The organism is Pseudomonas sp. MF08817 (assembly GCF_059862705.1).
Genome location: NZ_JCBCUY010000041.1, coordinates 21625 through 45271, shown reverse-complemented (window position 1 = coordinate 45271; position 23647 = coordinate 21625). Strand labels below are relative to the sequence as shown.

Here is a 23647-nt window from a genome sequence, read left to right as displayed (position 1 = left end):
CAGCTCACGCCATAGGAGTGTCTCCATCATTTCAACCTCGCAAACAAGCAAGGCGCGATGGTAACGACGCCGATTCCGGCTAGAAATCAGACTAAACGGACGCGATAAGTGGGAATCGGCCTACGACGATAAAGACCCTTGAGGGGATAGCGGCAGGCGAGGCCGCATGGGGGCACCCATCGCGGGCAGAGCCCGCTCCCACAGAGGCCGCTCACACCTGGCTAAGCTAGGGGGTTTCAGCGCACTACGCCCTCTTCGATCAGCAGTTTGAGGATGGCCTGTGCGCCTTCCTGAGGGCTGAGGTTTTTCAGGAGTTGGCCACCGCCGCCGCTGGCTTTGGCGGTGGCGGCCTTCATGCGGTCGGCGCCGCTTTTGGCTTTGATGACTTTCAGGCGCTTGGGCCGCGGTTTGGCCGGTTGCAGGGTGGCGCTGGCGAGCAGTGCGTCGGCCGTCAACGGCACTGCCTCGGTGGCTAGCAGGCCCCGGCGCGCCGGGCCGTAGGCGCTTTGCCGGGGTTTGGGCGCGGCGTTATCAACGGTGGCGAGGAACGGCAGCTTGACCTTCAAGCGCCGCCGCTGGCCCCGGGGCAAGGCTTGCAGCACCAGGGCTGCGCCGCCTTCGATGGATTCGACCTCGGCCAGCCCCACCACCAGCGGCCAGCCCAGGCTTTCGGCGAGCAAAAAGGGCAGCATGCCCGAGCCCTCGCCGGTTTCGGCCTGGCTGCCGGTGAGCACCACTTGGGCGCCGGCGCCGCGCAGGTAGTCGGCCAGGGCCGGCAAGGCGTCGCTGCCCGGGGTTTGTTCCAGCACATGCAGTTGCGCCAGGCCCATGCCCAGGTAGGCGCGCAGGGCCGGTTCGGCGGCGTCGCCGGCGTGCAACACCTGCAAGTTATCCCCAGCCAGTTGCAGGCCCAGCTCCACGGCCCGTGCATCCTGCTCGGCGCGCCGGGGCCGGCCGGAGGTCGGGTGGGCGCCGATGGACACCAGGCTAATCACGTGTGTACTCATTGCCTTCGTCCTCGGGTTAGGCCGCATCGCGCCGGGTTTCATTGCGGTAAGCGGCGACCGCTTCAATCAGGGCGGTGAGCAGCGCTGCGCTCTCGCCAATCACCGACAGGTCGGCGCGTTTAATCATGTCGCAGCCGGGGTCGAGGTTGATCGCCACCACCTTGTCGCAGGCAGCGATGCCTTGCAGGTGCTGGATCGCGCCGCTGATCCCCACCGCCACATACACCCGTGCAGTGACCCAGGTGCCGGACGCGCCGACCTGGCGATCGCGGGCCATGAAGCCATCGTCCACCGCCACCCGCGAAGCGCCTTCGGTGGCCCCCAGCGCGGCGGCAGCCTGATGGAACAGCGCCCAGTCCTTGACCCCGTTGCCGCCGGAAAAAATGAACTCGGCCTCGGCCATGGGAATCGCCGCCGGGTCCACGGCCACCGCGCCCAGGTCTTCGATGCGCGAGAGGCTGCGCGCCACGGCTGTGGATAACTCCACGGGCAACGCTTCGTGGCGGCTTTCACTGACCGGTTCGGCGCATTCGGCGCCGGCCAAAATCACCCGCGCCAGCGGCCGGGCGAGGTCTTGCAAACCCGCGCCGGCGCGGCCGATACAGGCCTCGTCCTTAACCTGCCACACCCGTGTGGCCGGGCGTTCGCCCAGGGCAGCGGCAAAGCGCCGGCCCAGTTCGCCGCCACCGCTGCGGCTGTCGGGCAGCAGCCAATGGCGTGGCGCGAATTGGTTATCCACAGCCCGCAGACCCTGCACCCGTTGCTCCGGTGCATAACCGCTGAACTGCTCGCCGTCGAGCGGCAACAGGCGATCCACTCCCGCCGTGGCGAAGGTGTTTTCCTTGTGCTCGCCAAACACCAGCGCCAGCACCGCGCCGTCCGTGCCGGCCAGTTGCCGGGCCAGGCCCAGCAGGTCGCGGTCGTGGCTGCTCAAGCGGCCGCCGACCATGTCCGGCACCACGGCGATGTAAAACGCCGGTTGCGCCACCCGGTGCAGCGGCAATTGCACCTGCACCGCCGCCGTGCGCTTGGCCGTACCGCCCTGCTGGGCGCCGCTGCGGTCGATGCGCTTGACGCCGTTGGGGCCGATAAAACCGATGCCGTGGGGGTTCTTGCGCAGCACGCCGTTGGGCCCCATCCAGCTGTGTTGCGCCGGTTGCAGGGCCGCGTGCAGCGGGTGCAAGCGGTTGCGGGCAATCCACTCGGCGTGAGGGTCGCGGCGGATGATGTCGCTCATCAGTGCACCTCCATGGGTTCGCGGCGGGCCGCAGCCGGGTTCGGCGCGGCGTCTTCGAGCAGGGCCTCGGCCACCAGCTCGGCGATGTCCTTGATGGCTGGGCGCGGTTCGACCACCCCTTCAAGCATCGCCGTGCATTGCGGGCAGCCCACTGCCACCAGCTCGGCGCCGGTTTCGCGGATGTCGTCCATGCGCATGTCGGGGATGCGCTGCTTGCCTGGGATATCGGTGATCGGCGCGCCGCCACCGCCGCCGCAGCAGCGCGAGCGAAACCCCGCGCGCTGCATCTCCTGGACCTCGATGCCCAGGGCGCGCAGCACTTGGCGCGGTGCTTCGTATTCGCCGTTGTAGCGGCCCAGGTAGCACGGGTCGTGGTAGGTCACGCTGGCGCCTTTGTGCCGGCCCAGGTTGAGGCTGCCCGCCGCGATCAACTCGGCCATGTAGGTGCTGTGGTGCTGCACCCGGTAGTTGCCGTCGAAGGCGCCGTACTCGTTTTTCAGCACGTGGAAGCTGTGGGGGTCGCAGGTGACGATACGGTTGAAGCGGTATTGGGCCAGGGTCTGGATATTGCGCCGGGCCAGCCGTTGGAAGGTCGCCTCATCGCCCAGGCGCCGGGCCACGTCGCCGCTGTCGCGCTCCTCCAGGCCGAGCACGGCGAAGTCCACGCCGGCAGCCTTGAGCACTTTGACGAAGGCGCGCAGGGTGCGCTGGTTGCGCATGTCGAAGGCGCCGTCGCCAACCCAGAACAACACGTCGCAGGCCTGCTTGTCGTTGAGCAGGTTGAGGTTCAGGTCCGCCGCCCAGTTCATCCGCCCGCCGGGGGCGAAGCCGCCGGGGTTGTCGGTAGCGATCAGGTTTTCCAGCACTTCGGCGCCCTTGTTCGGCGTAGCGCCCTTTTCCAGGGTCAGGTGGCGGCGCATATCGACGATGGCGTCTACGTGCTCGATCATCATCGGGCACTCTTCCACGCAGGCGCGGCACGTGGTGCATGACCATAGCGTTTCGGCGTCCACCAGGCCGTTGACGATAGGCTGGTGCGGGTTGCCACCGTGTTCACCAATAGCTTTGCCCGGGTAGGGGCTGCCGGCGAACTTGGCATCGGTGCCGCCGGCCAGGCCAACCACCATGTCCTGGATGAGTTTTTTCGGGTTCAGCGGCTGGCCCGCGGCAAACGCCGGGCACGCCGCTTCGCAGCGGCCGCACTGCACGCAGGCGTCAAAACCCAGCAGTTGGTTCCAGGTGAAATCCTTGGGTTTTTCCACCCCCAGGGGCGCCGCCAGGTCGTTCAAGTCCAGGGGTTTGAGGCCCGTGGAGCGCCCGCCGCCGAAACGCTCGGCGCGTCGGTGCCAGGCCAGGTGCAGGGCGCCGGCGAAGGCGTGTTTCATCGGCCCGCCCCAGGTCATGCCAAAGAACATCTCCGCTACGCCCCACAGCACGCCCAGGCCCAGCAACACCACCAGCACCCAGCCGCCGAAGTTCGCCGACAACACGCCGGCCACCGGCAGGGTCAGTAAAAAGAAACTCACGGCAAACGCCATCAGGCTTTTCGGCAAGCGCATCCACGGGCCTTTGGACAGCCGCGCGGGCGGGTTGCGCCGGCGCAGGTAAACGAAGATCGCGCCCACGAACATCAGCCCGCAGGCCGCCAGCAAGGCGTAGCCGAGCACGCGGCTGTGCAGGCCGAAACCGTGCACCACAATCGCCAGCAACGCCGACAGCACAAAGCCCAGTGCGGTGGCGACGTGGGTGTTGGCGATGTACTTGTCGCGGGCCACCACATGGTGCAAATCGACCATGTAGCGCTTGGGCATGGCCAGCAGGCCGCCAAGCAGGTCGACCTTCGAGGCCCGGCCCCGGCGCCACAGGTTCATCCGCCGCAAAGCGCCGAGGACCGTGAGGCCCAAGGCAGTGAACAGCAGGAGGGGAAGAAGGGTGTTCAGCATGGGGGTAGCCTCTGAGTGGCAAGCTTCAAGCTGCAAGCGACAAGCCAGAGCCGGTCATTCGGTGCTCTTGCTTGCCGCTTGTCGCTTGTCGCTAACAACCGCTCTTAAAAGTCTTTGCACAGGCGCAAGGCGTCGTAGATGGCGGCATGGGTGTTGCGCTGGGCGACACAGTCGCCAATGCGGAACAACAAGTACCCATCACCCGCCTCGCTCAGGCACGGCTGCGGCTTGATGGCGAACAGGGCTTCGACGTCGATCTGGCCCTTGTTGCGCGAGCCTTGCTTGAGGCCGTAGTACAGGGCCTCGTCGGGGCGCACGCCGTTTTCCACCACCACTTGGTCCACCACCCGCTCCTCCTTGGCGCCGGTGTATTCGTTCTCCAGCACGGCGATCAACTTGTCGCCTTCGCGGTAGACCTTCTCCAGCATCATGTCGCCGGTCATGACCACCTCCTTGGGGTACATGCTGCGGTAGTAGGTGGGGAAGGACGTGCCGCCAATCGCCACGCCGGGCTTGATGTCGTCGGTGACGATTTCCACCTGGCTGCCCTTGTCGGCGAGAAAGTCGGCCACCGACATACCGGTGAACTCGCAAATGGTGTCGTAGACCAGCACGTTCTTGCCTGGCGCGACCTTGCCGTCGAGCACGTCCCAACTGCTGACCACCAGGCCTTCGGCCGCGCCCCAATGTTCGTTCTGCTCAAGGTTGGGGTGCCCGCCCACGGCGAGCACGATGATGTCGGGGCGCAGGTCGAGGATGGTCGCCGTGTCGGCGGCCACGCCCAGGCGCAGGTCAACTTTCAGCCGCGCCAGCTCCAGTTGGTACCAACGGGTGATGCCAGCGATCTGGTCGCGCTGCGGCGCCTTGGACGCCGTGGTGATCTGCCCGCCGATAAATTCCTTCTTCTCCAGTAAGGTCACCTGATGGCCCCGTTCGGCGGCCACGCGGGCGGCTTCCATCCCGGCCGGGCCGGCACCGACCACCACCACGGTGCGTTTCACCCCGGTGGTTTTTTCGATGATGTGGGGCACGCCCATGTATTCGCGCGAGGTGGCGGCGTTCTGGATGCACAGCACGTCCAGGCCCTGGTACTGGCGGTCGATGCAGTAGTTGGCGCCCACGCACTGCTTGATCTGGTCGATCTGGCCCATCTTGATCTTGGCGATCAGGTGCGGGTCGGCGATGTGGGCGCGGGTCATGCCGACCATGTCCACATAGCCACCTTCGAGGATGCGCGTGGCCTGGTTCGGGTCTTTGATGTTCTGCGCGTGCAGCACCGGCACCTTGACCACTTCCTTGATGCCGGCGGCCAGGTGCAGGAACGGCTCCGGCGGGTAGCTCATGTTGGGGATGACGTTGGCCAGGGTGTTGTGGGTGTCGCAGCCCGAGCCGACGACGCCGATGAAGTCGAGCATGCCGGTGTCGTCGTAATACTTGGCGATCTGCTTCATGTCCTCGTGGCTCAGGCCATCGGGGTGGAACTCGTCGCCGCACAGGCGGATGCCCACGCAAAAGTCCGGGCCGACTTCGGCGCGCACGGCCTTGAGCACTTCCACGCCGAACTTCATCCGGCCCTCGAAGCTGCCGCCCCATTCGTCGGTGCGCTTGTTGACCCGTGGGCTCCAGAACTGGTCGATCATGTGCTGGTGCACCGCCGACAGTTCGACGCCGTCCAGGCCCCCGGCCTTGGCCCGGCGCGCGGCTTGGGCGTAGTTGCCGATCACCCGCCAGATTTCTTCCGGTTCGATGGTCTTGCAGGTGGCGCGGTGCACCGGCTCACGCACGCCGGAGGGCGACATCAGGGTCGGCCAGTTGAAGCCGTCCCAGCGCGAGCGACGGCCCATGTGGGTTATCTGGATCATGATCTTGGCGCCATGCTTGTGCATGGCGTCGGCCAGGTTCTGGAAGTGCGGGATGATGCGGTCGGTGGCCAGGTTGACCGAACTCCACCATTCCTGCGGGCTGTCGATGGCCACCACCGAAGAGCCACCGCAAATCGCCAGGCCGATGCCGCCCTTGGCCTTTTCTTCGTAGTACTTGACGTAGCGGTCGGTGGTCATGCCGCCGTCGGTGGCGTACACCTCGGCGTGGGCAGTGCTGAGTACGCGGTTGCGGATGGTCAACTTGCCGATCTGGATCGGCGCGAACATTGCTTCAAAAGCCATGGCAGGGTCCTCGGATTACAACGGCTTGACGGTGAACAAGCCGTCTTCGTGGCCCTCTTCGGAGCCTCCGTAAACTTGTTCGGCGACGGTGCGCAGGGGGCTGCCGCGCGCGGCCAGAATCTGGTCCATGGCCCCGGCAAACCAACCGGTGAACATGTAGTCCACCTTGCGCCCGACCTTGCCGTACACATAGACGAACGCCGAGTGTTCGAGCTTGACGCTGGCGGTGCCTTTATCGAGGTCGATGGCCTGGATCTTGAACAGGCCCCAGCCGCGCTGCGACAGGCGCTTCATGTAGTGCTCGAACACCGCCACCCCTTCCAGGCCATGGCACTGGGCCTCTTTCTCGCACCAATGCCAGGCGGATTTGTAGCCGGCCTTATAGAGGATTTCGGCGTAGGCCTCGGCACCCAGGACTTCTTCGATGCCCATGTGGTTATTGACGAAAAAGTGCCGTGGTACGTAAAGCATCGGCAGGGCGTCGGAGGTCCAGACACCGGTTTCACTGTCGACTTCGATGGGCAGTTGCGGGGCGATCTTGGCCATGGAAACTTAACTCCAAAAAATTCTGTAGATGACCCACCGCGCGGGTTGCGGCGGGAAAAGACTCAGCGGATCGGTGGCCTATTCGCCCCAGATGTCCTTCAGGACATTGACCCAGTTCTCGCCCATGATCTTGCGCACCACACGCTCGGGGTGGCCGCGCTTGAGCAGGGTTTCGGTGAGGTTGGGGAACTCGCCCACGGTGCGGATGCCCAGGGGGTTGATGATCTTGCCGAAACTGGTCAGGCGCCGGGCGTAGCCCTTGTCGTGGGTCAGGTACTCGAAGAAGTCCTGGCCGTGACCCTGGGTGAAGTCGGTGCCGATGCCGATGGAATCCTCGCCGACGATGTTCATGGTGTATTCGATCGCTTCGGCGTAGTCGTCGATGGTCGAATCGATGCCCTTGGCCAGGAAGGGCGCGAACATGGTCACGCCGACAAAACCGCCGTGGTCGGCGATGAACCTCAGTTCTTCATCGGACTTGTTGCGCGGGTGCGCCTTGAGCCCCGAGGGCAGGCAGTGGGAATAGCAGACCGGTTTCTTCGATTCGAGGATGACCTCTTCGCTGGTCTTGGAGCCGACGTGGGACAGGTCGCACATCACCCCCACGCGGTTCATCTCGGCGACGATCTCGCGGCCAAAGCCCGACAGCCCGCCATCGCGCTCGTAGCAACCGGTGCCCACCAGGTTCTGGGTGTTGTAGCACATCTGCACAATGCCCACGCCCAACTGCTTGAACAGCTCGACGTAGCCGATCTGGTCCTCGTAGGCATGGGCATTCTGGAAGCCGAAGAAGATCCCGGTTTTGCCCTGCTCCTTGGCGCGGCGGATGTCGGCGGTGGTTTTGACCTGGAGCACCAGGTCGCTGTTCTCGCGGATCAGCTTCTGGCTGGCGGCAATGTTATTGGCCGTGGCCTGGAAGCCCTCCCAGACCGACACCGTGCAGTTGGCGGCGGTCAGGCCGCCCTTGCGCATGTCTTCAAACAGCTCACGGTTCCACTTGGCAATAATCAGCCCGTCGATAACGATGCTGTCGGCGTGCAGTTCGGCTGGGCTCATCAGGCTGTCCCCTTTTGGCGATCCATGCGCCGAATCGTCTGCCGGCGCTTTGGGGCCAGCATATGCCTGAGGGCCGTGATGGCCGGGTGCAAAAACGACAGCGCAATTGCCGAAAGCGTCAATCGCCGGCAATGCTCGACCACCGCCTGCGAGCCCCCATCTATCCAAGCCCCGGCGCTTGCGCCAGAATTCGCGCCATCACTGGATCTGGGGCAGCGCAATGAAAATGATTCTCCTGGCTTTGGCACTGGTTGCCGGCACCGTGCACGCGGCCGAAGAAGGCGGCGACACCCCGTGCGACGCGGTCGAAAACGACCAGCAGACCCTCGAATGCGCAACCTTCAACAAAACCACCGCCGAGCAATTGCTCAGCGAAAACCTGCAAGGCCTGACCGAACGCCTGGGCGCCCTCTACGGCAACAACAGCGCGCAACTGATGGACATCACCGGCAAACTCCAGGCCGCCCAGACCCTGTGGCAAAAACAGCGCGACGCCGACTGCGCCGTCGAAACCTTCCCCGCCAAACCCGGCAGCAAGGCCTACACCATCGCCCACAACGACTGCCTGGCGCGCATGAGCGACGAGCGGTCAGAGTTTTTGGAGTCGATTGGGCAGCAGTAGCCGCTTCAAAGGGGCCTAAAGGCATGCAATATGCCGACAAACTTCATCGATTGTGGAGCAAAGAGACATAAGTAAAGATTCACAAATCTTATAAAAGACTTATATTCTTCTATGAACAGCATCCTTTGGACCCGAAAGGCCGTTAAGCAACTTCTCAAATTGCACACTGCTCATCAGGCCCAGGTGCGTGATGCTGTAACCGCGCTGGCCGACATGCCTGACGTAGCCAACGTCAAGGCGCTGGTGGGCCATGCCTACAGCTACCGATTACGTATCGGCAATTACCGGGTCATGTTCGACTGGGACGGCGCGATCAAAGTGGTCAGCATTCAAGAGGTCAAAAAACGCGATGAGCGCACCTACTGAAATTCAAATCATCAATGACACCGAGGGAAAACCCGCGTTCGTGGTGATTCCTTATGCCCAATACATTGCCCAAAACAGAGAGCCAGATCTGATCCCCCACGAAGTGGTCAGCCGCATCGTCGATGGCGCCACGCCGATCCGTGCCTGGCGCGAGCATTTGAACCTGACCCAGGACGAAGTGGCCCAGCGCCTGGGGATTTCCCAACCGGCCTTTGCCCAGCAGGAAGCGGTTGCCAAGCCCCGGCGCGCCACCCGCGAGAAAATTGCCGCTGCGTTCGGCATCAACGCCGTGCAGTTGGAGCTGTAAGCTGCACGCCCTCTCTTCTTTCCAGGATCGCCATGAATATCTGCGGTATCGAAATCAAAGGCAGCGAAGCGATCTTCGCCATTGCCCGCCAAGACGGCCAGGCGTTGGGGCACGTGGCCTTGGCCACCAAGAAAATCGCCCTGCAAGACGATGACGACGCGGCCAACGTCAAGGCCTTCGCCCGTGAGGTGGCCGCGTTTGTACGCGACAACGCCATCGAACGCATCGCCATCAAGAAGCGCAGTAAGAAGGGTGAGTTCGCGGGCGGGCCGACCACTTTCAAGATCGAGGGCGTGTTCCAGTTGCTCGACGGCTGCGAGGTGACCCTGCTCTCGCCCCAGACCCTCAGCGCACAAAGCAAAAAACACAACGTCGAGCTGCCGGCGACGCTGAACAAGTATCAGCACGAGGCGTACAAGGCAGCCTGTGCGGCGCTGCTGAAAAAATAATCACCCGCCACCCTCACGGTGGGAGCGAGCCTGCTCGCGGTAGCAGCACCACAGTCACCATGGGCAGTGGCTCTACTGCCGCTATCGCAAGCAGGCTGGCGCCTACAGGTCAGCTCTTCTCCCGCCCCTCCTCCACGCCGCGCCGATCTTCCCGCGGGCATTTGGCGAAGCGTGCCCGGTAGCTGCGGGTGAAGTACGACGGTGACTCGAAGCCGCAGGCAATGCTCACTTGCAGCACGCTCAGGCCGGTCTGGCGCAGCAGTTGCCGGGCCTTGTCCAGGCGCAGGCCCAGATAGAAATGGCTTGGCGTGTCGCCCAGGTGCAGGCGAAACAGGCGTTCGAGTTGGCGCCGGGTGACCTTGATGGCGTCGGCCAATTGCAGGGTGGTCAGCGGCGGTTCGCTGTGGCGCTCCATCTCGCCGATCACTTGGGCCAGCTTTGTGTTATTGATCCCGTAGCGCGCGGCGACCTGCATGCGCTGGTGGTCCTGGCGCGGGCGGATGCGGCCCAGCACAAACTGCTCGCTGACCTGCACCGCCAGCTCCGCCCCATGGGCCTGGGCGATCAGGTCGAGCATCAAATCGATGGAGGCCGTGCCGCCGGCCGAGGTGATGCGGCGCCGGTCGATCTCGAACAGCTCCTGGGTCACCCGCAGCTGTGGATAAGTCTCCTTGAACGCCTCGATGGCTTCCCAGTGCAGGGTCACGCGGTGGCCGTCGAGCAGGCCAGCGTCGGCCAGGATCACGCTGCCGGTGTCGATGCCGCCCAGGGTCACGCCCTCCAGGTCGAGGCGGCGCAGCCAGTGGCCCAGGGCTGGCGTGGCGTGGGCGAGGGGCTCGAAACCGGCCACCACCAGCAGCGTTGCGCCTTTGCCCAAAACCTCAAGCCCCGCGTCGGCATTGACCGACATGCCGTTGCTGGCCAATACCGGGCCGCCATCGCTGCTCAACACCTGCCAGCGGTACAACTCGCCGCGAAAGCGGTTGGCCACCCGCAACGGTTCGAGGGCCGAGATAAAGCCCAGGGCCGAGAACCCCGGCATCAGCAAGAAGTGGAAATCCTGGGTCATGGCACCTGCTCGGGTCGCGGCTAGCCTGTGCAGGTTGATACGCCAGTTGCGCCGCAGTGACAACCGCCAGGTCGCTCCAGTGCAAGAGCCGGTCGCCCCTGTGCGCTTTGCCCGCGGGCAGGCTGCGTAACGTGGCCATACCGGTGCGCGAGACGCCGGAACCGACAATAACGACCTGCCGAGGAACCCTCCATGAAACGATTGATTGGTAGTTGCGTACTTGCCCTGAGCGGCACGGTTTTCCTCGCCACCGCCCAGGCGGGCGAGCCTGCCGCGTGCCAGAACGTGCGCATGGGCGTGGTCAACTGGACCGACGTGATCGCCACCAGCGCCATGACCCAGGTACTGCTCGACGGCCTCGGCTACAAGACCAAACAAACCAGCGCCTCCCAGCAAATCATCTTCGCCGGCATCCGCGACCAGCGCCTGGACCTGTTCCTGGGCTACTGGAACCCGATTATGACCCAGACCATCACCCCGTTCATCGATGCCGGGCAGGTTCAGGTCCTCGACACGCCCAGCCTCAAGGACGCCCGCGCCACCCTGGCCGTGCCCACGTACCTGGCGGACAAGGGCCTGAAAACCTTTGCCGACATCGCCAGGTTCGAGAAAGAACTGGACGGCAAGATCTACGGCATCGAACCGGGTTCGGGCGCCAACACCCAAATCAAGGCGATGATCGCCAAGAACCAGTTCGGCCTGGGCAAATTCCAACTGGTGGAATCCAGCGAAGCGGGCATGCTCTCGGCAGTGTCCCGGGCGGTGAAGCGCAACGAAGCCATCGTGTTTTTCGGCTGGACACCGCACCCGATGAACGTCAACCAGAAGATGACGTACCTGTCCGGCAGCGAGGGCGCGCTAGGGCCGAACGAAGGCCAGGCCACGGTCTGGACCGTCACCGCCCCCGACTACGGGCAAAAGTGCCCGAACGTCGGCCGCTTGCTGAGCAACCTGACGTTCACCGCCGAGGACGAGAGCCATATGATGCAACCGCTGCTCGACCACAAGGACGCTTTCGAGTCCGCCCGCCAGTGGCTCAAGGACCATCCGCAAGACCGCCAGCGCTGGCTCGAGGGGGTGACGACCTTCGATGGCAAACCCGCCGCCCAACACCTGCAACTGACCGGCAACTGAGCCACAAAGCCCACCTGCGCAGCGCCACACGGCTGCGCAGCGAACCCTCACGCCTGAAGGAACCCGCACCATGAACCACGACGTCATCATCACCTGCGCACTCACCGGTGCTGGCGACACGAGCGGCCGCAGCCCCCACGTGCCGGTCACCCCCAAACAAATCGCCGCCGCCGCCGTGGAAGCGGCCAAGGCCGGCGCCACCGTGGTGCATTGCCACGTGCGCGACCCCGCCACCGGCCGGTTCAGCCGCGATGTGGCGCTGTACCGCGAGCTGATGGAGCGCATCCGCGAGGCGGACGTTGACATCATCGTCAACCTCACTGCCGGCATGGGCGGCGACCTGGAGATCGGCGCCGGCGAGCGGCCCATGGCGTTCGGCCCGAACACCGACCTGGTGGGCCCGCTGACGCGCCTGGCCCACGTTGAGGAACTGCTGCCGGAGATCTGCACCCTCGATTGCGGCACCCTGAATTTCGGCGATGGCGACACCGTCTACGTTTCCACCCCGGCCCAGTTGCGCGCCGGCGCCAAGCGCATCCAGGAACTGGGGGTGAAGGCCGAGCTGGAAATTTTCGACACCGGCCACCTGTGGTTCGCCAAGCAGATGATGAGCGAAGGCCTGCTCGACGACCCGCTGTTCCAACTGTGCCTGGGCATTCCTTGGGGCGCCCCGGCCGACACCACCACCATGAAAGCCATGGTCGATAACCTGCCCGCAGGCGCCGTGTGGGCCGGGTTCGGCATCGGCCGCATGCAAATGCCCATGGCCGCGCAAGCGGTGCTGCTGGGCGGCAATGTGCGGGTCGGGCTGGAAGACAACCTATGGCTGGACAAGGGTGTGCTGGCAACCAACGGCCAACTGGTGGAACGGGCCTGCGAAATCCTCAGCCGCCTCGGCGCCCGCGTCCTCAGCCCGGCCGAGGGGCGCAAGAAAATGGGCTTGGCCCAGCGCCACTAACCTACCTCCCTTGTGGGAGCGAGCCCGCTCGCGATGGCGGTGCTCCAGGCACAAAAAAATGCCGGCTCGACCACCCGCCTCGCGAGCAAGCTCACCCCCATAGGGGTTCATCACTGTTTTCAGGAGTTGCCCATGCCCTTTATCACCCATATCAACACCTTCGCTGCCCTGGGCAGTGGCGTCATCGGCAGTGGCTGGGTGGCGCGCGCCCTCGCCCATGGCCTGGACGTCGTCGCCTGGGACCCGGCGCCCGGCGCCGAAGCGGCCCTGCGCCAACGGGTCGCCAACGCCTGGGGCGCCCTGCAGAGGCAGGGCCTGGCCCCCGATGCATCGCAGGCGCGCCTGCGCTTTGTCGCCACGATCGAAGATTGCGTGAAAGACGCCGACTTTATTCAGGAAAGCGCCCCCGAACGCCTGCAACTGAAGCTCGACCTGCACAGCAAAATCAGCGCAGCAGCCAAGCCCGAGGCCTTGATCGCCTCCAGCACCTCGGGGTTGCTGCCCAGCGAGTTCTACGAGGGCGCCACCCACCCGCAGCGCTGCGTGGTCGGCCACCCGTTCAACCCGGTTTACCTGCTGCCGCTGGTGGAAGTGGTGGGCGGCCGCCACACCGCGCCCGAGGCCGTGCAAGCGGCGATCCAGGTTTACACACGCCTGGGCATGCGCCCCTTGCATGTGCGCAAGGAAGTGCCTGGGTTCATCGCCGATCGCCTACTCGAAGCGCTGTGGCGCGAGGCGTTGCACCTGGTCAACGACGGGGTGGCGAGCACCGGCGAGATTGACGACGCCATCCGCTTTGGCGCCGGGTTGCGCTGGTCGTTCATGGGCACGTTCCTGACCTACACCCTGGCCGGCGGTGACGCCGGCATGCGCCACTTCATGGCCCAGTTCGGCCCGGCACTGCAACTGCCCTGGACCCACCTGCCCGCGCCGCCACTGACGGACAAACTGATCGACGACGTGGTCCAAGGCACCGCCGAACAACTGGGCCAGCGCAGCATTGCGGCCCTGGAGCGCTATCGTGATGACTGCCTGCTGGCGGTGCTGGACGCGGTAACAGCCACCAAGGCCCGGCATGGGATGGGCTTTGCCGAGTAACCGCTGTGGGCACTGGTTTGCCTGCGATAGCGATGCAAGATGCACCACCGTCATCGCAGGCAGGCCAGCTCCCACCTTTGACCGAGTACATTCCGAGAGTCGATGCCATGCCCACCCTCACCACTTACCAAACCCGCATCCAACCCGACTGGGTCGACTACAACGGCCACCTGCGCGATGCCTTTTACCTGCTGATTTTTAGCTACGCCACCGATGCCCTGATGGATCGCCTGGGCATGAACAGCGCCCAGCGGGGCGCCAGCGGCCATTCACTGTTCACCCTGGAGCTGCATCTGAACTACCTGCATGAGGTCAAGCTCGGTGCCCAGGTCGAGGTACGCACGCAACTCATCGGCCACGATGCCAAACGCCTGCACCTGTATCACAGCCTGCACCTGGCGGGCGCCGAGCAAGCCCTGGCGGGCAATGAGCAAATGCTCCTGCACGTTGACCTGGCCGGGCCCCACGCGGCACCGTTCAGCGAGCAAGCGTTGGCCGCGTTGCACAAGCTGATGGCCGAGCAACGCGACTTGCCCGCGCCCGCCAACCTGGGCCGGGTCATCGCCCTGGTGCCGCGCAAGCCCTGAAACCGACACAAAAAAGCCCCGATCAAGCCGTGACAGGATCGGGGCGCAGAGGGTTTTGCGAGGAGCCGAAGCGAGGGTGACCAAACCTTCGCGGTTCAAGCGTAAAGCCAGTGTGCCCAGCCCGGGAGCCAGCGAGTTAGCCGAAAACGACCTGTTCATAGGTATGGCGGCCATTGCGGTAAGTCAGCCTTGCCCTGCTTCGACACCCCTCCCAGAATCAAGCCCACCACGCGCCCTCGAATAAGGAAGAGCCCCATGATGCACGCCGATTTGATTGATCTGGATGACCTGCTGGGCCAGTTGCGCGCCCTGGGGTTTGAAGTGGCCAGCGGCGCCAGCGCCGAACAAGCCTGCGAGTGCGCCGTACGCGGCTTGAGCGACGAACGGGCCAAGGCCCTCAAGGGCATGGTGGAGAAGCTGTACACCGGCAGCGCAACGCTTTTGCCGGCAGTGCGCCAGGCGATCGATAAGCAGTTACTGCCGGCGTTGGCGGCTTATCAGCAGAGTCGTAGCGCTTGAGTTCAAGAGCTGTAGCGCTGGATAAATAGCTATCGCGGGCGAGCACAACGCTGCCCGCAATCAAAGCCAACTCGGTCTAGAGCCTCACACTGGCAAAGGTCGACTCATTGCGCGCCTGGCTCAACGCCGACAGCGGCCCGGACAACGGCGCCAAACCCAGGGCCTGGGGCAGCGGCAGCATGGCCACCTGCTGGGCGGTGTTGGAGCCTACGCGCTCGTCACGCGGCGGAATGCCGAAGTATTCGCGGTAGCACTTGGAGAAATGCGGTGTGGACACGAAGCCGCAAACCGACGCCACTTCGATGATCGACATCGGCGTTTGCTTGAGCAGTTGCCGTGCGCGGATCAGGCGCAACTTGAGGTAGTAACGCGACGGCGAGCAGTGCAGGTACTTCTGGAACAGGCGTTCGAGCTGGCGCCGCGACACCGCGACGTACACCGCCAGTTCGTCGAGGTCGATGGGTTCTTCCAGGTTGGCTTCCATCAGCGCGACGATTTCCTGCAGCTTCGGCTGGTTGGTGCCCAGCATGTGCTTGAGCGGCACGCGCTGGTGGTCTTGTTCGTTGCGGATGCGCTCGTAAACGAACATCTCGGAAATCGCCGCCGACAACTCGCGGCCGTGATCGCGGCTAATCAGGTGCAGCATCATGTCCAGGGGCGCGGTGCCGCCGGAGCTGGTGAAGCGGTTGCGGTCGAGGGTGAACAGGCGAGTGCTCATGGACACGCGCGGGAAGGCTTCCTGCATCGAGGCCAGGCATTCCCAGTGCACGCTGCAATCGAAACCGTCCAGCAGGCCCGCGCACGCCAGCGCCCAACTGCCGGTGCACACCGCGCCGAGGCGGCGCGACTGGCGCGCCTGGCTTTGCAGCCACGACACGTGTTCGCGGGTGACGGTGCGCTGGATGCCGACGCCGCCGCAGACGATCACGGTGTCCAGGGCGGGGGCCTTGTGCATGGAGGCGTCGGGGGTGATTTGCAGGCCGTCGCTGGCCCAGACCTGGTTGCCGTCGGCGGTGAGGGTGGTCCAGCGATACAACTCGCGACCGGACAATTGGTTGGCCATGCGCAGGGGTTCTACGGCGGAGGCCAGGGAAATCAGCGTGAAATTGTCCAGCAGCAAAAAGCCGATGGATTGAGGCGCACGGTTCTGGGGTTGGGCCCCGGAGTTGAACGACGTCATCGCGGTATCTCCTCACACAAAGCAGGTGATGGCCTCAGGCGGAGGCTCTTGTTATTGCCGGCGTTGGCTTGCGCAAACGGGCTTTGTGAGGACAGAGCAATTGCCATGCCTAAAGTTGAATGGGTATTCAATAACTCCTAAAAGCGACGTCGCGATGCGTCTACACAAGCCCCCACGGCCCGTGCGGAATAAAGTGCCAGCATGGCCCGCAAAGGCCCTGCCCCGCTGCGTTTGAGCAGTTCGGTAGCACTTGTGGGAAGCGCCTCCACGCCCCTTGAACCACGGTGTCACCCCTGGCACGGGATCAGTGGCGAGTGCGCCTTATTGAGGAGTTATCTGATTGCGACGCGCTAAAAGGTGGCGAGCCCTGCGCCGCAGCAAATGCGGCTCAACACTCCACCGCACTCACCGCCAACCCGCCGCGGGAGGTTTCTTTGTATTTGTCGTGCATGTCGGCGCCGGTGTCGCGCATGGTGCGGATCACCCGGTCGAGGGAAATAAAGTGCTGGCCGTCGCCGCGCAAGGCCATTTGCGCGGCGTTGATGGCCTTGACCGCGGCAATCGCGTTGCGCTCGATGCAGGGCACTTGCACCAGGCCGCCCACCGGGTCGCAGGTCAGGCCGAGGTTGTGTTCCAGGCCGATTTCCGCTGCATTGCACACCTGCTCCGGGGTGGCACCGAGGATCTCCGCCAGCCCCGCCGCCGCCATGGCGCAGGCCGAACCGACCTCGCCCTGGCAACCCACTTCGGCGCCGGAGATAGAGGCGTTCTTCTTGCACAAAATGCCCACCGCCGCGGCGCCGAGAAAATAGTCGACCACATTGGCCTCGGTGACCACTTCGCTGAATTTCATAAAGTAGTGCAGCACCGCCGGGATGATCCCCGCCGCGCCGTTGGTCGGTGCCGTGACCATGCGCCCGCCCGCGGCGTTTTCTTCGTTGACCGCCAGAGCAAACAGGTTGACCCACTCCATGGCGCTCAGGGTCGAGCCGATCACGTTGGGCTTGTTCAGTTCTTGCAGGCTGCGGTGCAGGCGGGCGGCGCGGCGGCGCACATTGAGCCCGCCGGGCAGGATGCCTTCGTGCTTGAGGCCCTGCTCCACGCAGTCCTGCATGGCGCGCCAGAGAGTCATCAGGCCGCTGCGGATTTGTTCTTCCGAACGCCAGGTTTTTTCGTTGGCAAGCATCAGTTGCGCCACCCGCAAGTTGTGCTTTTCGCACAGTTGCAGCAGCTCTTCGGCGCTGGAGAAATCGTAGGGCAGCACGGTGCGGTCCAAGTCCGCGACGCCGCTGCGGGCCTGTTGCTCGTCGACGACAAAACCGCCACCGATGGAATAGTAGGTGTCGCGGTGCAACTCGCCCTGCTCGCCCTCGGCCACCAGGGTCATGGCGTTGGGGTGGAACGGCAGGTTCTCGTCGATCAGGCGCATGTCCCGCGCCCAGACAAACGGCAGCGGCCAGCGGTTATTCAGCAGCAGGGTCTGGGTTTCGCGCAGGGCCTGGATGCGCACGCCGATCTGCGCCGGGTCGATTGCGTCGGGCCATTCGCCCATCAGGCCCATGATGACCGCGTTGTCGCTGCCGTGGCCGATGCCGGTGGCCGAGAGCGAGCCGTAGAGCTGCACCTCGACGCGCCGCACCTGCTCCAGCAGGCCCCGCTCCCCCAGCACCTGGACGAACAACGCGGCGGCGCGCATCGGCCCGACGGTGTGGGAGCTGGACGGGCCGATACCGATCTTGAACAGGTCAAACACGCTGATAGCCATTACCGCGAACCTCCTGATGGACGTGCTATCGCGCGCAAAAACGCCTGTCGGCGCAACTGCTACGCTCAAGCCGCAATGGCCGCATCATCCGGTTTTCAGGCGCCAGCGCGACGTCTGACACCGACGCACCCATGCTCACCAGCGCCGCCAGGCCAAAGCAGTGATCTGCGGCCGTTATTTGCGGCGCAGATCGGGTAAAAGCCCTGTTGCAGGGGGGAAAAATTCTGTAAGCGACCTCACCGACACTGGATACGACCCTGCCTGTACTGGATACGACGCACCCTGTAGGCGTTTGATTTTCACTGTTACATGATCGGTCTCGACTCGATTGCAAGGCGCCGTGGCAAAGCCGTTCCAGAACGCCCGCCAACCGCAACAGAACAAGCGCGGTGATCCCGTCGGACAACCGCCACAAAACACCCAGGAGTCCACCCATGAAAGGTTCCCCGTCGTTGTTGCTGGCCGCCATGCTGAGTCTGCCCGCGCTGGCCCAGGCTGCCGAACCGCAGCAATGCAGTACCGTCAACTTCTCCGATGTCGGCTGGACCGACATCACCGTCACCACGGCCACCGCCAGCGTCATCCTCGACGCCCTCGGCTACAAGACCAAGACCACCATGATTTCCGTGCCCGTGACCTACAAGTCCTTGGCCGACGGCAAGAACATGGACGTGTTCCTGGGCAACTGGATGCCGACCATGGAGAACGACATCAAGCCCTACCGCGAGGCCGGCACCGTGGAAACCGTGCGCGCCAACCTGGAGAACGCCAAGTACACCCTGGCGGTGCCCCAGGCGCTGTACGACAAGGGCCTCAAGGACTTCGCCGATATCGTCAAGTTCAAGAAGGAGCTGGACGGCAAGATCTACGGGATCGAGCCGGGCAACGACGGCAACCGCGTGATCCAGAGCATGATCGACAAAAACGCCTTCGGCCTTAAGGACGCCGGCTTCAAGGTGGTCGAATCCAGCGAGGCGGGGATGCTGTCCCAGGTCGAACGCGCCCAGCGACGCAGCACGGACGTGGTGTTCCTGGGCTGGGAACCGCACCCGATGAACACCCGTTTCAAGATGCAGTACCTGAGCGGCGGCGACGCGTTCTTCGGCCCCAACTACGGCCAGGCCACCATCTACACCAACACCCGCAAGGGCTATGCCCAGGAATGCAGCAACGTGGGCCAGTTGCTGAAAAACCTGTCGTTCACCCTGAACATGGAAAGCACCCTGATGGGCAATGTCCTGGACGACAAAATGAAACCCGAGGCCGCCGCCCGCGCGTGGCTGAAAAACAACCCGCAGGTGCTCGACACCTGGCTGGCTGGCGTCACCACCCTTGACGGAAAACCAGGCCTGGACGCGGTAAAAGCCGACCTGGCCAAACAATAAAACGCTTATGCCGGGTGGGCTTGCCCGCCCGGGCTGTTTTTTCCTTGCATGCGGACGTTCACTACCATGCTGATCGATCAGAAAATCCCCCTAGGCCAGCACATCGCGGCATTCGTCGAATGGTTGACGCAACACGGCGCCAACGTATTCGACGCAATCGCCGTGACACTGGAAACGATGATCCACGGCGTGACGTTTGCGCTGACCTGGTTCAACCCGCTGGCGCTGATCGGTCTGGTCGCGCTACTGGCTCATTTCATCCAACGCAAGTGGGGCCTGACGGTGTTCGTCATCGCCTCGTTCCTGCTGATCCTCAACCTGGGTTACTGGCAGGAAACCATGGAAACCCTGGCCCAGGTGCTGTTCGCCACCCTGGTGTGCGTGGTGATCGGCGTGCCGCTGGGCATCCTCGCCGCCCACAAACCGATGTTCTACACCGCGATGCGCCCGGTGCTGGACCTGATGCAGACCGTACCGACCTTCGTTTACCTGATCCCCACCCTGACCCTGTTCGGCCTGGGCGTGGTGCCGGGGCTGATTTCCACGGTGGTGTTCGCGATTGCCGCGCCCATCCGCCTGACCTACCTGGGCATCCGCGACGTGCCCCAGGAACTGCTCGACGCGGGCAAGGCCTTTGGCTGTTCGCGCCGCCAACTGCTGTCGCGCATCGAACTGCCCCACGCCATGCCGAGCATCGCCGCCGGCATCACCCAGTGCATCATGCTGTCGCTGTCGATGGTGGTGATCGCCGCGCTGGTGGGGGCCGATGGCCTGGGCAAACCCGTGGTCAACGCACTGAACACAGCCGATATCGCCCTGGGCTTCGAGGCGGGCCTGGCGATCGTGCTGCTGGCCATCATGCTCGACCGTATCTGCAAACAACCCGACGCCAAAGTAGGGGCTGACGCATGAGCATCATCCGCTTCGATAACGTAGACGTTATCTTCTCCAAAGACCCGCGCGAGGCCCTGAAACTGCTGGACCAGGGCATGACGCGCAACGAAATCCTGAAAAAGACCGGGCAGATTGTCGGCGTCGAAAAAGCCAGCCTGGATATCGACAAAGGCGAGATCTGCGTGCTGATGGGCCTCTCCGGCTCCGGCAAGTCGAGCCTGCTGCGCTGCATCAACGGCTTGAACACCGTCAGCCGCGGGCACCTGTTCGTCGAGCATGAAGGCCGCCAGATCGATATCGCCTCCTGCACCCCCGCCGAGCTGAAAATGATGCGCACCCAACGCATCGCCATGGTGTTCCAGAAGTTCGCCCTGATGCCCTGGCTGACGGTGCGCGAGAACATCAGCTTCGGCCTGGAAATGCAGGGCCGCCCGGAAAAGGAACGCAAGAAACTGGTGGATGAAAAACTCGAACTGGTGGGCCTGACCCAATGGCGCAACAAGAAGCCCGATGAACTGTCCGGTGGCATGCAACAGCGTGTCGGCCTGGCCCGCGCCCTGGCGATGGACGCCGATATCCTGCTGATGGACGAACCCTTCTCAGCCCTCGACCCGTTGATTCGCCAGGGTTTGCAGGACGAGTTGCTGGAGCTGCAACGCAAGCTGGCCAAGACCATCGTGTTCGTCAGCCATGACCTGGACGAAGCCCTGAAACTGGGCAGCCGCATCGCCATCATGAAGGACGGGCGGATCATCCAGTACAGCAAGCCCGAGCAGATCGTGCTCAACCCCGCCGACGACTACGTACGCACCTTCGTCGCCCACACCAACCCGCTCAACGTGCTGTGCGGGCGCAGCCTGATGCGCACGCTGGACAACTGCAAACGCATCAACGGTTCAGTGTGCCTGGACCCGGGCGGCGACTCCTGGCTCGACCTGGCCGAAGGCAACACCATCAAGGGCGCGCGCCAGAACGGTGCGAGCCTGGACCTGCAAAACTGGGCCCCGGGCCAAGCGGTCGAAGCCCTGGACCGGCGCCCGACCCTGGTGGATTCGAACATCGGCATGCGCGATGCCCTGCAGATCCGCTACCAGACCGGCAACAAACTGGTGCTGCACGACAACCACCATGTGGTCGGGATACTCGGCGACAGCGAGCTGTACCACGCGCTGCTGGGCAAGAACCTGGGCTGACAACCCGCCCAAAAATCCATGTGCAGCCGTGTGGGAGCTGCTTGTGTGGGAGCGAGCCCGCTCGCGATAGCCGTCGATCAGTCACTGGCGTACCGACTGACGCCCCCCATCGCGGGCAAGCCCCACAGCGTTGGCCTTAGCTGTAAACCCGCCCAAGGAGCTGGCGATGGCTTTCGAACTGGTCGAGCACATCGCGGGTGATCTGCTCGGCCGTGAAGCCCATCAAGTCGTACTCCTGGCTGCCGTTGTGCAGGTACACCTCGGCGCGGTAGTAGCGGGCGCGGTCTTCTGCGACATCAGCCGAATCGCTCGGCGCCGCCAGGTAGCCGTCCAGGCTCACTTCATAAACAAACGGATTGCCCTCTTCCATCTCCAGGCGCAAGCCCATGCAGCGCTTGGACTTGCCCAACAACGTCTGCACATCCAGGCCCTGGGCGCGCAGCAGGGTCGCGGCCTCTTCCAGCGCCGGGGTCACTTTGCGGTCCATAAAGCGCTGCACCACCGCTTGCGTGGGGTGCAGGTCCAGGGCGCTGAGGCGCTCGCTGAAACCACGGCGCCCACGTTCAGCCAGTTGCGCCTGCTCCTGTTCGATCTGCACGTCCTGGCGCATGGCCTTGTGCAAGCCGAACATAAAGCACACCAGCACCACCGAGAACGGCAGCCCCGCCAGCACCACCATGGTCTGCATGGCCTGGAAGTTACCGGCGAACAACAGCCCGATGGTCACCAGGGTAATCACCGCCGACCAGAAGATGCGCAGCCAATGGGGCGCGTCCTCGTCCACGTTGCCGCCCTTGCACGACAGGTTGGCCATCATCACCGCGCCGGAGTCGGCCGGGGTGAGGAACAGCACGAAGCCGACGAAGATCGATACGCCGATCACCACTTTCGACGCCGGGTAATGCTCAAGCAATTGGTAAATGGCCATGGACGGCTGCTCCAGCGCCGTCTTGCCCAACTCCACCGCCCCGTGGTTCATCACCAGGTCCAGGGCCGAGTTACCGAAGATCGACAGCCACGCCAGGGTGAAGCCCAGGGGAATCAGCAGCACCCCCGCCACCAGTTCACGCACCGTGCGGCCACGGGAGATACGCGCAATGAACATGCCGACAAATGGCGCCCAGGAAATCCACCACGCCCAATAGAACAGGGTCCACAGGCCCAGCCAGCGGTCGGACTTGTCGCTGTCGCCCTCGTACACATAGAGGTCGAAGGTTTTCAGCACCACGCCGTTGAGGTAGTCCCCCACGTTCTGCACGAAACCATTGAGCAAGTGCAGGGTGGGGCCAAACAGCAAGACGAAGATCAGCAAGCCGCTGAACAGTACGATGTTCAGGTTGGACAGGCGGCGGATGCCGTTTTCCACACCCGATACGGCGGCGATGGTGGCCACGGTGCTCATGACAATGATGACGATCAGCAGGTTGGTGTTGCTGTGTTCCATGCCGAACAGGTTTTCCAACCCCGAAGACACCTGCATCGCCCCGATGCCCAGGTTGGTCACCAGGCCCAGCAGGGTCACGAACATGCCGAAACCGTCCACCGCGTGCCCGGCCGCGCCCTTGACCCAGCGCTCGCCCACCAGCGGGTACAGCGCCGAACGCAAGGCCAGCGGCTGGTTATGGCGATAGGCGAAATAGGCCACGGCCAGCCCGACCAGGGCGTAGATCGCCCAGCCATGCAGGCCCCAGTGCAGGAACGTCAATTGCACCGCTTGGCGTGCCGCCAAGTTGCTGCCGGCCACGCCTTCGGGCGGGTTGAAGAAGTGGTCCAGGGGCTCGGACGCGCCGAAGTACAGCAGCGAAATGCCGATCCCCGAGGAAAACAACATGCCGGCCCAGGCGCCGTAGCTGAAGTCCGGCGTGTCGTCCTTACTCCCCAGCTTGAGCTTGCCGTAGGAGGAAAACGCCAGGCCCACCACGAACACCAAGTAGGCGGCGATCACCAGCATGTAGTACCAGCCGAAGCTGCGCGACAACCAGTCCTGGGCAAGCCCCAGCACTCTCCCGGCTTCTTGCGGCGCGGCAATGAGAATGGCGGTCAGCAGCAGAATCAGCGCGGTGGAGGTGTAGAACACCCAACCGTTGACCGTCACCTTCTGGGGCGGGGTCTTTATAAGAGAGGCAGAACTCATTGCACAGATGCTCCAGGCAGTGCGAGAGAAAGA

22 protein-coding genes are annotated in these 23647 nt (G+C 64.0%); 12 read left to right on the top strand and 10 right to left on the bottom strand.

Annotated elements, in window-relative coordinates:
• Positions 1-236 precede the first annotated feature (236 nt).
• The 6 genes from etfB to AC19YR_RS21440 all read right to left on the bottom strand — a co-directional run bounded on the left by etfB (position 237) and on the right by AC19YR_RS21440 (position 7954).
• Entirely contained in the window at positions 237-1007 is a 771-nt protein-coding gene (gene etfB, locus AC19YR_RS21465; protein WP_500600058.1) for an electron transfer flavoprotein subunit beta, read from the bottom strand.
• Between the two features lie 16 nt (positions 1008-1023).
• Positions 1024-2244, bottom strand: coding sequence for an electron transfer flavoprotein subunit alpha (gene etfA / locus AC19YR_RS21460; RefSeq protein WP_500600057.1), 1221 nt, complete (start codon positions 2242-2244; stop codon positions 1024-1026).
• Positions 2244-4187: a dimethylglycine demethylation protein DgcB gene (dgcB, locus tag AC19YR_RS21455; RefSeq protein ID WP_500600056.1), complete on the bottom strand. Its 1944-nt coding sequence runs from the start codon at positions 4185-4187 to the stop codon at positions 2244-2246. Before dgcB ends, etfA begins: the two co-directional genes overlap by 1 nt.
• A 104-nt stretch (positions 4188-4291) precedes the next feature.
• Positions 4292-6352 carry a dimethylglycine demethylation protein DgcA gene (dgcA, locus tag AC19YR_RS21450; protein WP_500600055.1) on the bottom strand — a complete coding sequence of 687 codons (2061 nt, stop codon included), beginning with the start codon at positions 6350-6352 and terminating at the stop codon, positions 4292-4294.
• A 15-nt stretch (positions 6353-6367) separates the two neighbouring features.
• Positions 6368-6898 (bottom strand): DUF5943 domain-containing protein, encoded by a 531-nt coding sequence (locus tag AC19YR_RS21445; RefSeq protein WP_095109012.1) that lies wholly within the window; start codon positions 6896-6898, stop codon positions 6368-6370.
• Between the two features lie 78 nt (positions 6899-6976).
• Positions 6977-7954 carry a dipeptidase gene (locus AC19YR_RS21440; protein WP_095109013.1) on the bottom strand — a complete coding sequence of 326 codons (978 nt, stop codon included), beginning with the start codon at positions 7952-7954 and terminating at the stop codon, positions 6977-6979.
• A 220-nt stretch (positions 7955-8174) separates the two neighbouring features.
• On the opposite strand from AC19YR_RS21440, the gene AC19YR_RS21435 reads away from it, so the two are divergent.
• From AC19YR_RS21435 to AC19YR_RS21420, 4 genes are all read left to right on the top strand, one after another.
• Complete coding sequence (locus AC19YR_RS21435; protein ID WP_500600053.1) at positions 8175-8576, top strand: lysozyme inhibitor LprI family protein; 402 nt, start codon at positions 8175-8177, stop codon at positions 8574-8576.
• Between the two features lie 111 nt (positions 8577-8687).
• Entirely contained in the window at positions 8688-8942 is a 255-nt protein-coding gene (locus AC19YR_RS21430; RefSeq protein ID WP_500600051.1) for a type II toxin-antitoxin system RelE family toxin, read from the top strand.
• A complete protein-coding gene (locus AC19YR_RS21425; RefSeq protein ID WP_500600049.1) occupies positions 8926-9249 on the top strand; it encodes a helix-turn-helix domain-containing protein in 324 nt (107 codons plus the stop codon). Before AC19YR_RS21430 ends, AC19YR_RS21425 begins: the two co-directional genes overlap by 17 nt.
• A 32-nt stretch (positions 9250-9281) precedes the next feature.
• Positions 9282-9698 carry a DUF3010 family protein gene (locus tag AC19YR_RS21420; protein ID WP_500600048.1) on the top strand — a complete coding sequence of 139 codons (417 nt, stop codon included), beginning with the start codon at positions 9282-9284 and terminating at the stop codon, positions 9696-9698.
• A 109-nt stretch (positions 9699-9807) separates the two neighbouring features.
• Here AC19YR_RS21420 and AC19YR_RS21415 read toward each other — a convergent pair whose 3' ends face one another.
• A complete protein-coding gene (locus AC19YR_RS21415) occupies positions 9808-10767 on the bottom strand; it encodes a GlxA family transcriptional regulator (protein ID WP_095109016.1) in 960 nt (319 codons plus the stop codon).
• Positions 10768-10959: 192 nt separating this feature from the next.
• Here AC19YR_RS21415 and choX point away from each other — a divergent pair, with 192 nt between their 5' ends.
• The 5 genes from choX to AC19YR_RS21390 all read left to right on the top strand — a co-directional run bounded on the left by choX (position 10960) and on the right by AC19YR_RS21390 (position 15063).
• The gene (choX, locus tag AC19YR_RS21410) at positions 10960-11901 is read left to right on the top strand and encodes a choline ABC transporter substrate-binding protein (protein ID WP_500600046.1); all 942 of its coding nucleotides are present in this window, start codon (positions 10960-10962) and stop codon (positions 11899-11901) included.
• 70 nt (positions 11902-11971) lie between these two features.
• Positions 11972-12859, top strand: coding sequence for a 3-dehydrocarnitine:acetyl-CoA trimethylamine transferase CdhC (cdhC, locus tag AC19YR_RS21405; protein WP_500600045.1), 888 nt, complete (start codon positions 11972-11974; stop codon positions 12857-12859).
• Positions 12860-12991: 132 nt separating this feature from the next.
• A complete protein-coding gene (locus tag AC19YR_RS21400) occupies positions 12992-13957 on the top strand; it encodes an L-carnitine dehydrogenase (RefSeq protein ID WP_095109019.1) in 966 nt (321 codons plus the stop codon).
• 107 nt (positions 13958-14064) lie between these two features.
• Positions 14065-14544 carry a thioesterase family protein gene (locus tag AC19YR_RS21395; protein ID WP_500600043.1) on the top strand — a complete coding sequence of 160 codons (480 nt, stop codon included), beginning with the start codon at positions 14065-14067 and terminating at the stop codon, positions 14542-14544.
• Positions 14545-14799: 255 nt separating this feature from the next.
• The gene (locus AC19YR_RS21390; RefSeq protein WP_095109021.1) at positions 14800-15063 is read left to right on the top strand and encodes a hypothetical protein; all 264 of its coding nucleotides are present in this window, start codon (positions 14800-14802) and stop codon (positions 15061-15063) included.
• A 76-nt stretch (positions 15064-15139) separates the two neighbouring features.
• On the opposite strand, the gene gbdR is transcribed toward AC19YR_RS21390, so the two are convergent.
• Both gbdR and AC19YR_RS21380 read right to left on the bottom strand, forming a co-directional pair.
• Positions 15140-16243: a choline metabolism transcriptional regulator GbdR gene (gene gbdR / locus AC19YR_RS21385; RefSeq protein WP_095109022.1), complete on the bottom strand. Its 1104-nt coding sequence runs from the start codon at positions 16241-16243 to the stop codon at positions 15140-15142.
• A gap of 388 nt (positions 16244-16631) precedes the next feature.
• On the bottom strand, positions 16632-18008 hold the full coding sequence (locus tag AC19YR_RS21380) for an L-serine ammonia-lyase (RefSeq protein ID WP_095109023.1): 1377 nt from the start codon (positions 18006-18008) through the stop codon (positions 16632-16634).
• 434 nt (positions 18009-18442) lie between these two features.
• Between AC19YR_RS21380 and AC19YR_RS21375 the strand changes: the two genes are divergently transcribed.
• From AC19YR_RS21375 to choV, 3 genes are all read left to right on the top strand, one after another.
• Positions 18443-19393, top strand: a complete 951-nt coding sequence (locus AC19YR_RS21375) for a choline ABC transporter substrate-binding protein (RefSeq protein ID WP_095109024.1) — start codon at positions 18443-18445, stop codon at positions 19391-19393.
• A gap of 66 nt (positions 19394-19459) precedes the next feature.
• On the top strand, positions 19460-20305 hold the full coding sequence (choW, locus tag AC19YR_RS21370; RefSeq protein WP_095109025.1) for a choline ABC transporter permease subunit: 846 nt from the start codon (positions 19460-19462) through the stop codon (positions 20303-20305).
• Positions 20302-21480 (top strand): choline ABC transporter ATP-binding protein, encoded by a 1179-nt coding sequence (gene choV / locus AC19YR_RS21365; RefSeq protein WP_095109026.1) that lies wholly within the window; start codon positions 20302-20304, stop codon positions 21478-21480. Before choW ends, choV begins: the two co-directional genes overlap by 4 nt.
• A gap of 136 nt (positions 21481-21616) precedes the next feature.
• Here choV and AC19YR_RS21360 read toward each other — a convergent pair whose 3' ends face one another.
• Positions 21617-23557 (bottom strand): BCCT family transporter, encoded by a 1941-nt coding sequence (locus AC19YR_RS21360; RefSeq protein ID WP_256576590.1) that lies wholly within the window; start codon positions 23555-23557, stop codon positions 21617-21619.
• Positions 23558-23647 lie beyond the last annotated feature (90 nt).

Excerpts from the sequence above, each read along its gene's own strand:
- AC19YR_RS21400 (WP_095109019.1), top strand. The coding sequence starts at position 12,992 with ATGCCCTTTATCACCCATATCAACACCTTCGCTGCCCTGGGCAGTGGC.
- AC19YR_RS21375 (WP_095109024.1), top strand. The coding sequence starts at position 18,443 with ATGAAAGGTTCCCCGTCGTTGTTGCTGGCCGCCATGCTGAGTCTGCCC.
- AC19YR_RS21395 (WP_500600043.1), top strand. The coding sequence starts at position 14,065 with ATGCCCACCCTCACCACTTACCAAACCCGCATCCAACCCGACTGGGTC.
- etfA (WP_500600057.1), bottom strand. The coding sequence starts at position 2,244 with ATGAGCGACATCATCCGCCGCGACCCTCACGCCGAGTGGATTGCCCGC.
- choX (WP_500600046.1), top strand. The coding sequence starts at position 10,960 with ATGAAACGATTGATTGGTAGTTGCGTACTTGCCCTGAGCGGCACGGTT.
- dgcB (WP_500600056.1), bottom strand. The coding sequence starts at position 4,187 with ATGCTGAACACCCTTCTTCCCCTCCTGCTGTTCACTGCCTTGGGCCTC.
- choV (WP_095109026.1), top strand. The coding sequence starts at position 20,302 with ATGAGCATCATCCGCTTCGATAACGTAGACGTTATCTTCTCCAAAGAC.
- AC19YR_RS21415 (WP_095109016.1), bottom strand. The coding sequence starts at position 10,767 with ATGACCCAGGATTTCCACTTCTTGCTGATGCCGGGGTTCTCGGCCCTG.
- AC19YR_RS21435 (WP_500600053.1), top strand. The coding sequence starts at position 8,175 with ATGAAAATGATTCTCCTGGCTTTGGCACTGGTTGCCGGCACCGTGCAC.
- AC19YR_RS21425 (WP_500600049.1), top strand. The coding sequence starts at position 8,926 with ATGAGCGCACCTACTGAAATTCAAATCATCAATGACACCGAGGGAAAA.
- cdhC (WP_500600045.1), top strand. The coding sequence starts at position 11,972 with ATGAACCACGACGTCATCATCACCTGCGCACTCACCGGTGCTGGCGAC.
- AC19YR_RS21440 (WP_095109013.1), bottom strand. The coding sequence starts at position 7,954 with ATGAGCCCAGCCGAACTGCACGCCGACAGCATCGTTATCGACGGGCTG.
- choW (WP_095109025.1), top strand. The coding sequence starts at position 19,460 with ATGCTGATCGATCAGAAAATCCCCCTAGGCCAGCACATCGCGGCATTC.
- AC19YR_RS21380 (WP_095109023.1), bottom strand. The coding sequence starts at position 18,008 with ATGGCTATCAGCGTGTTTGACCTGTTCAAGATCGGTATCGGCCCGTCC.
- dgcA (WP_500600055.1), bottom strand. The coding sequence starts at position 6,352 with ATGGCTTTTGAAGCAATGTTCGCGCCGATCCAGATCGGCAAGTTGACC.
- AC19YR_RS21430 (WP_500600051.1), top strand. The coding sequence starts at position 8,688 with ATGAACAGCATCCTTTGGACCCGAAAGGCCGTTAAGCAACTTCTCAAA.
- etfB (WP_500600058.1), bottom strand. The coding sequence starts at position 1,007 with ATGAGTACACACGTGATTAGCCTGGTGTCCATCGGCGCCCACCCGACC.
- gbdR (WP_095109022.1), bottom strand. The coding sequence starts at position 16,243 with ATGACGTCGTTCAACTCCGGGGCCCAACCCCAGAACCGTGCGCCTCAA.
- AC19YR_RS21445 (WP_095109012.1), bottom strand. The coding sequence starts at position 6,898 with ATGGCCAAGATCGCCCCGCAACTGCCCATCGAAGTCGACAGTGAAACC.
- AC19YR_RS21390 (WP_095109021.1), top strand. The coding sequence starts at position 14,800 with ATGATGCACGCCGATTTGATTGATCTGGATGACCTGCTGGGCCAGTTG.
- AC19YR_RS21420 (WP_500600048.1), top strand. The coding sequence starts at position 9,282 with ATGAATATCTGCGGTATCGAAATCAAAGGCAGCGAAGCGATCTTCGCC.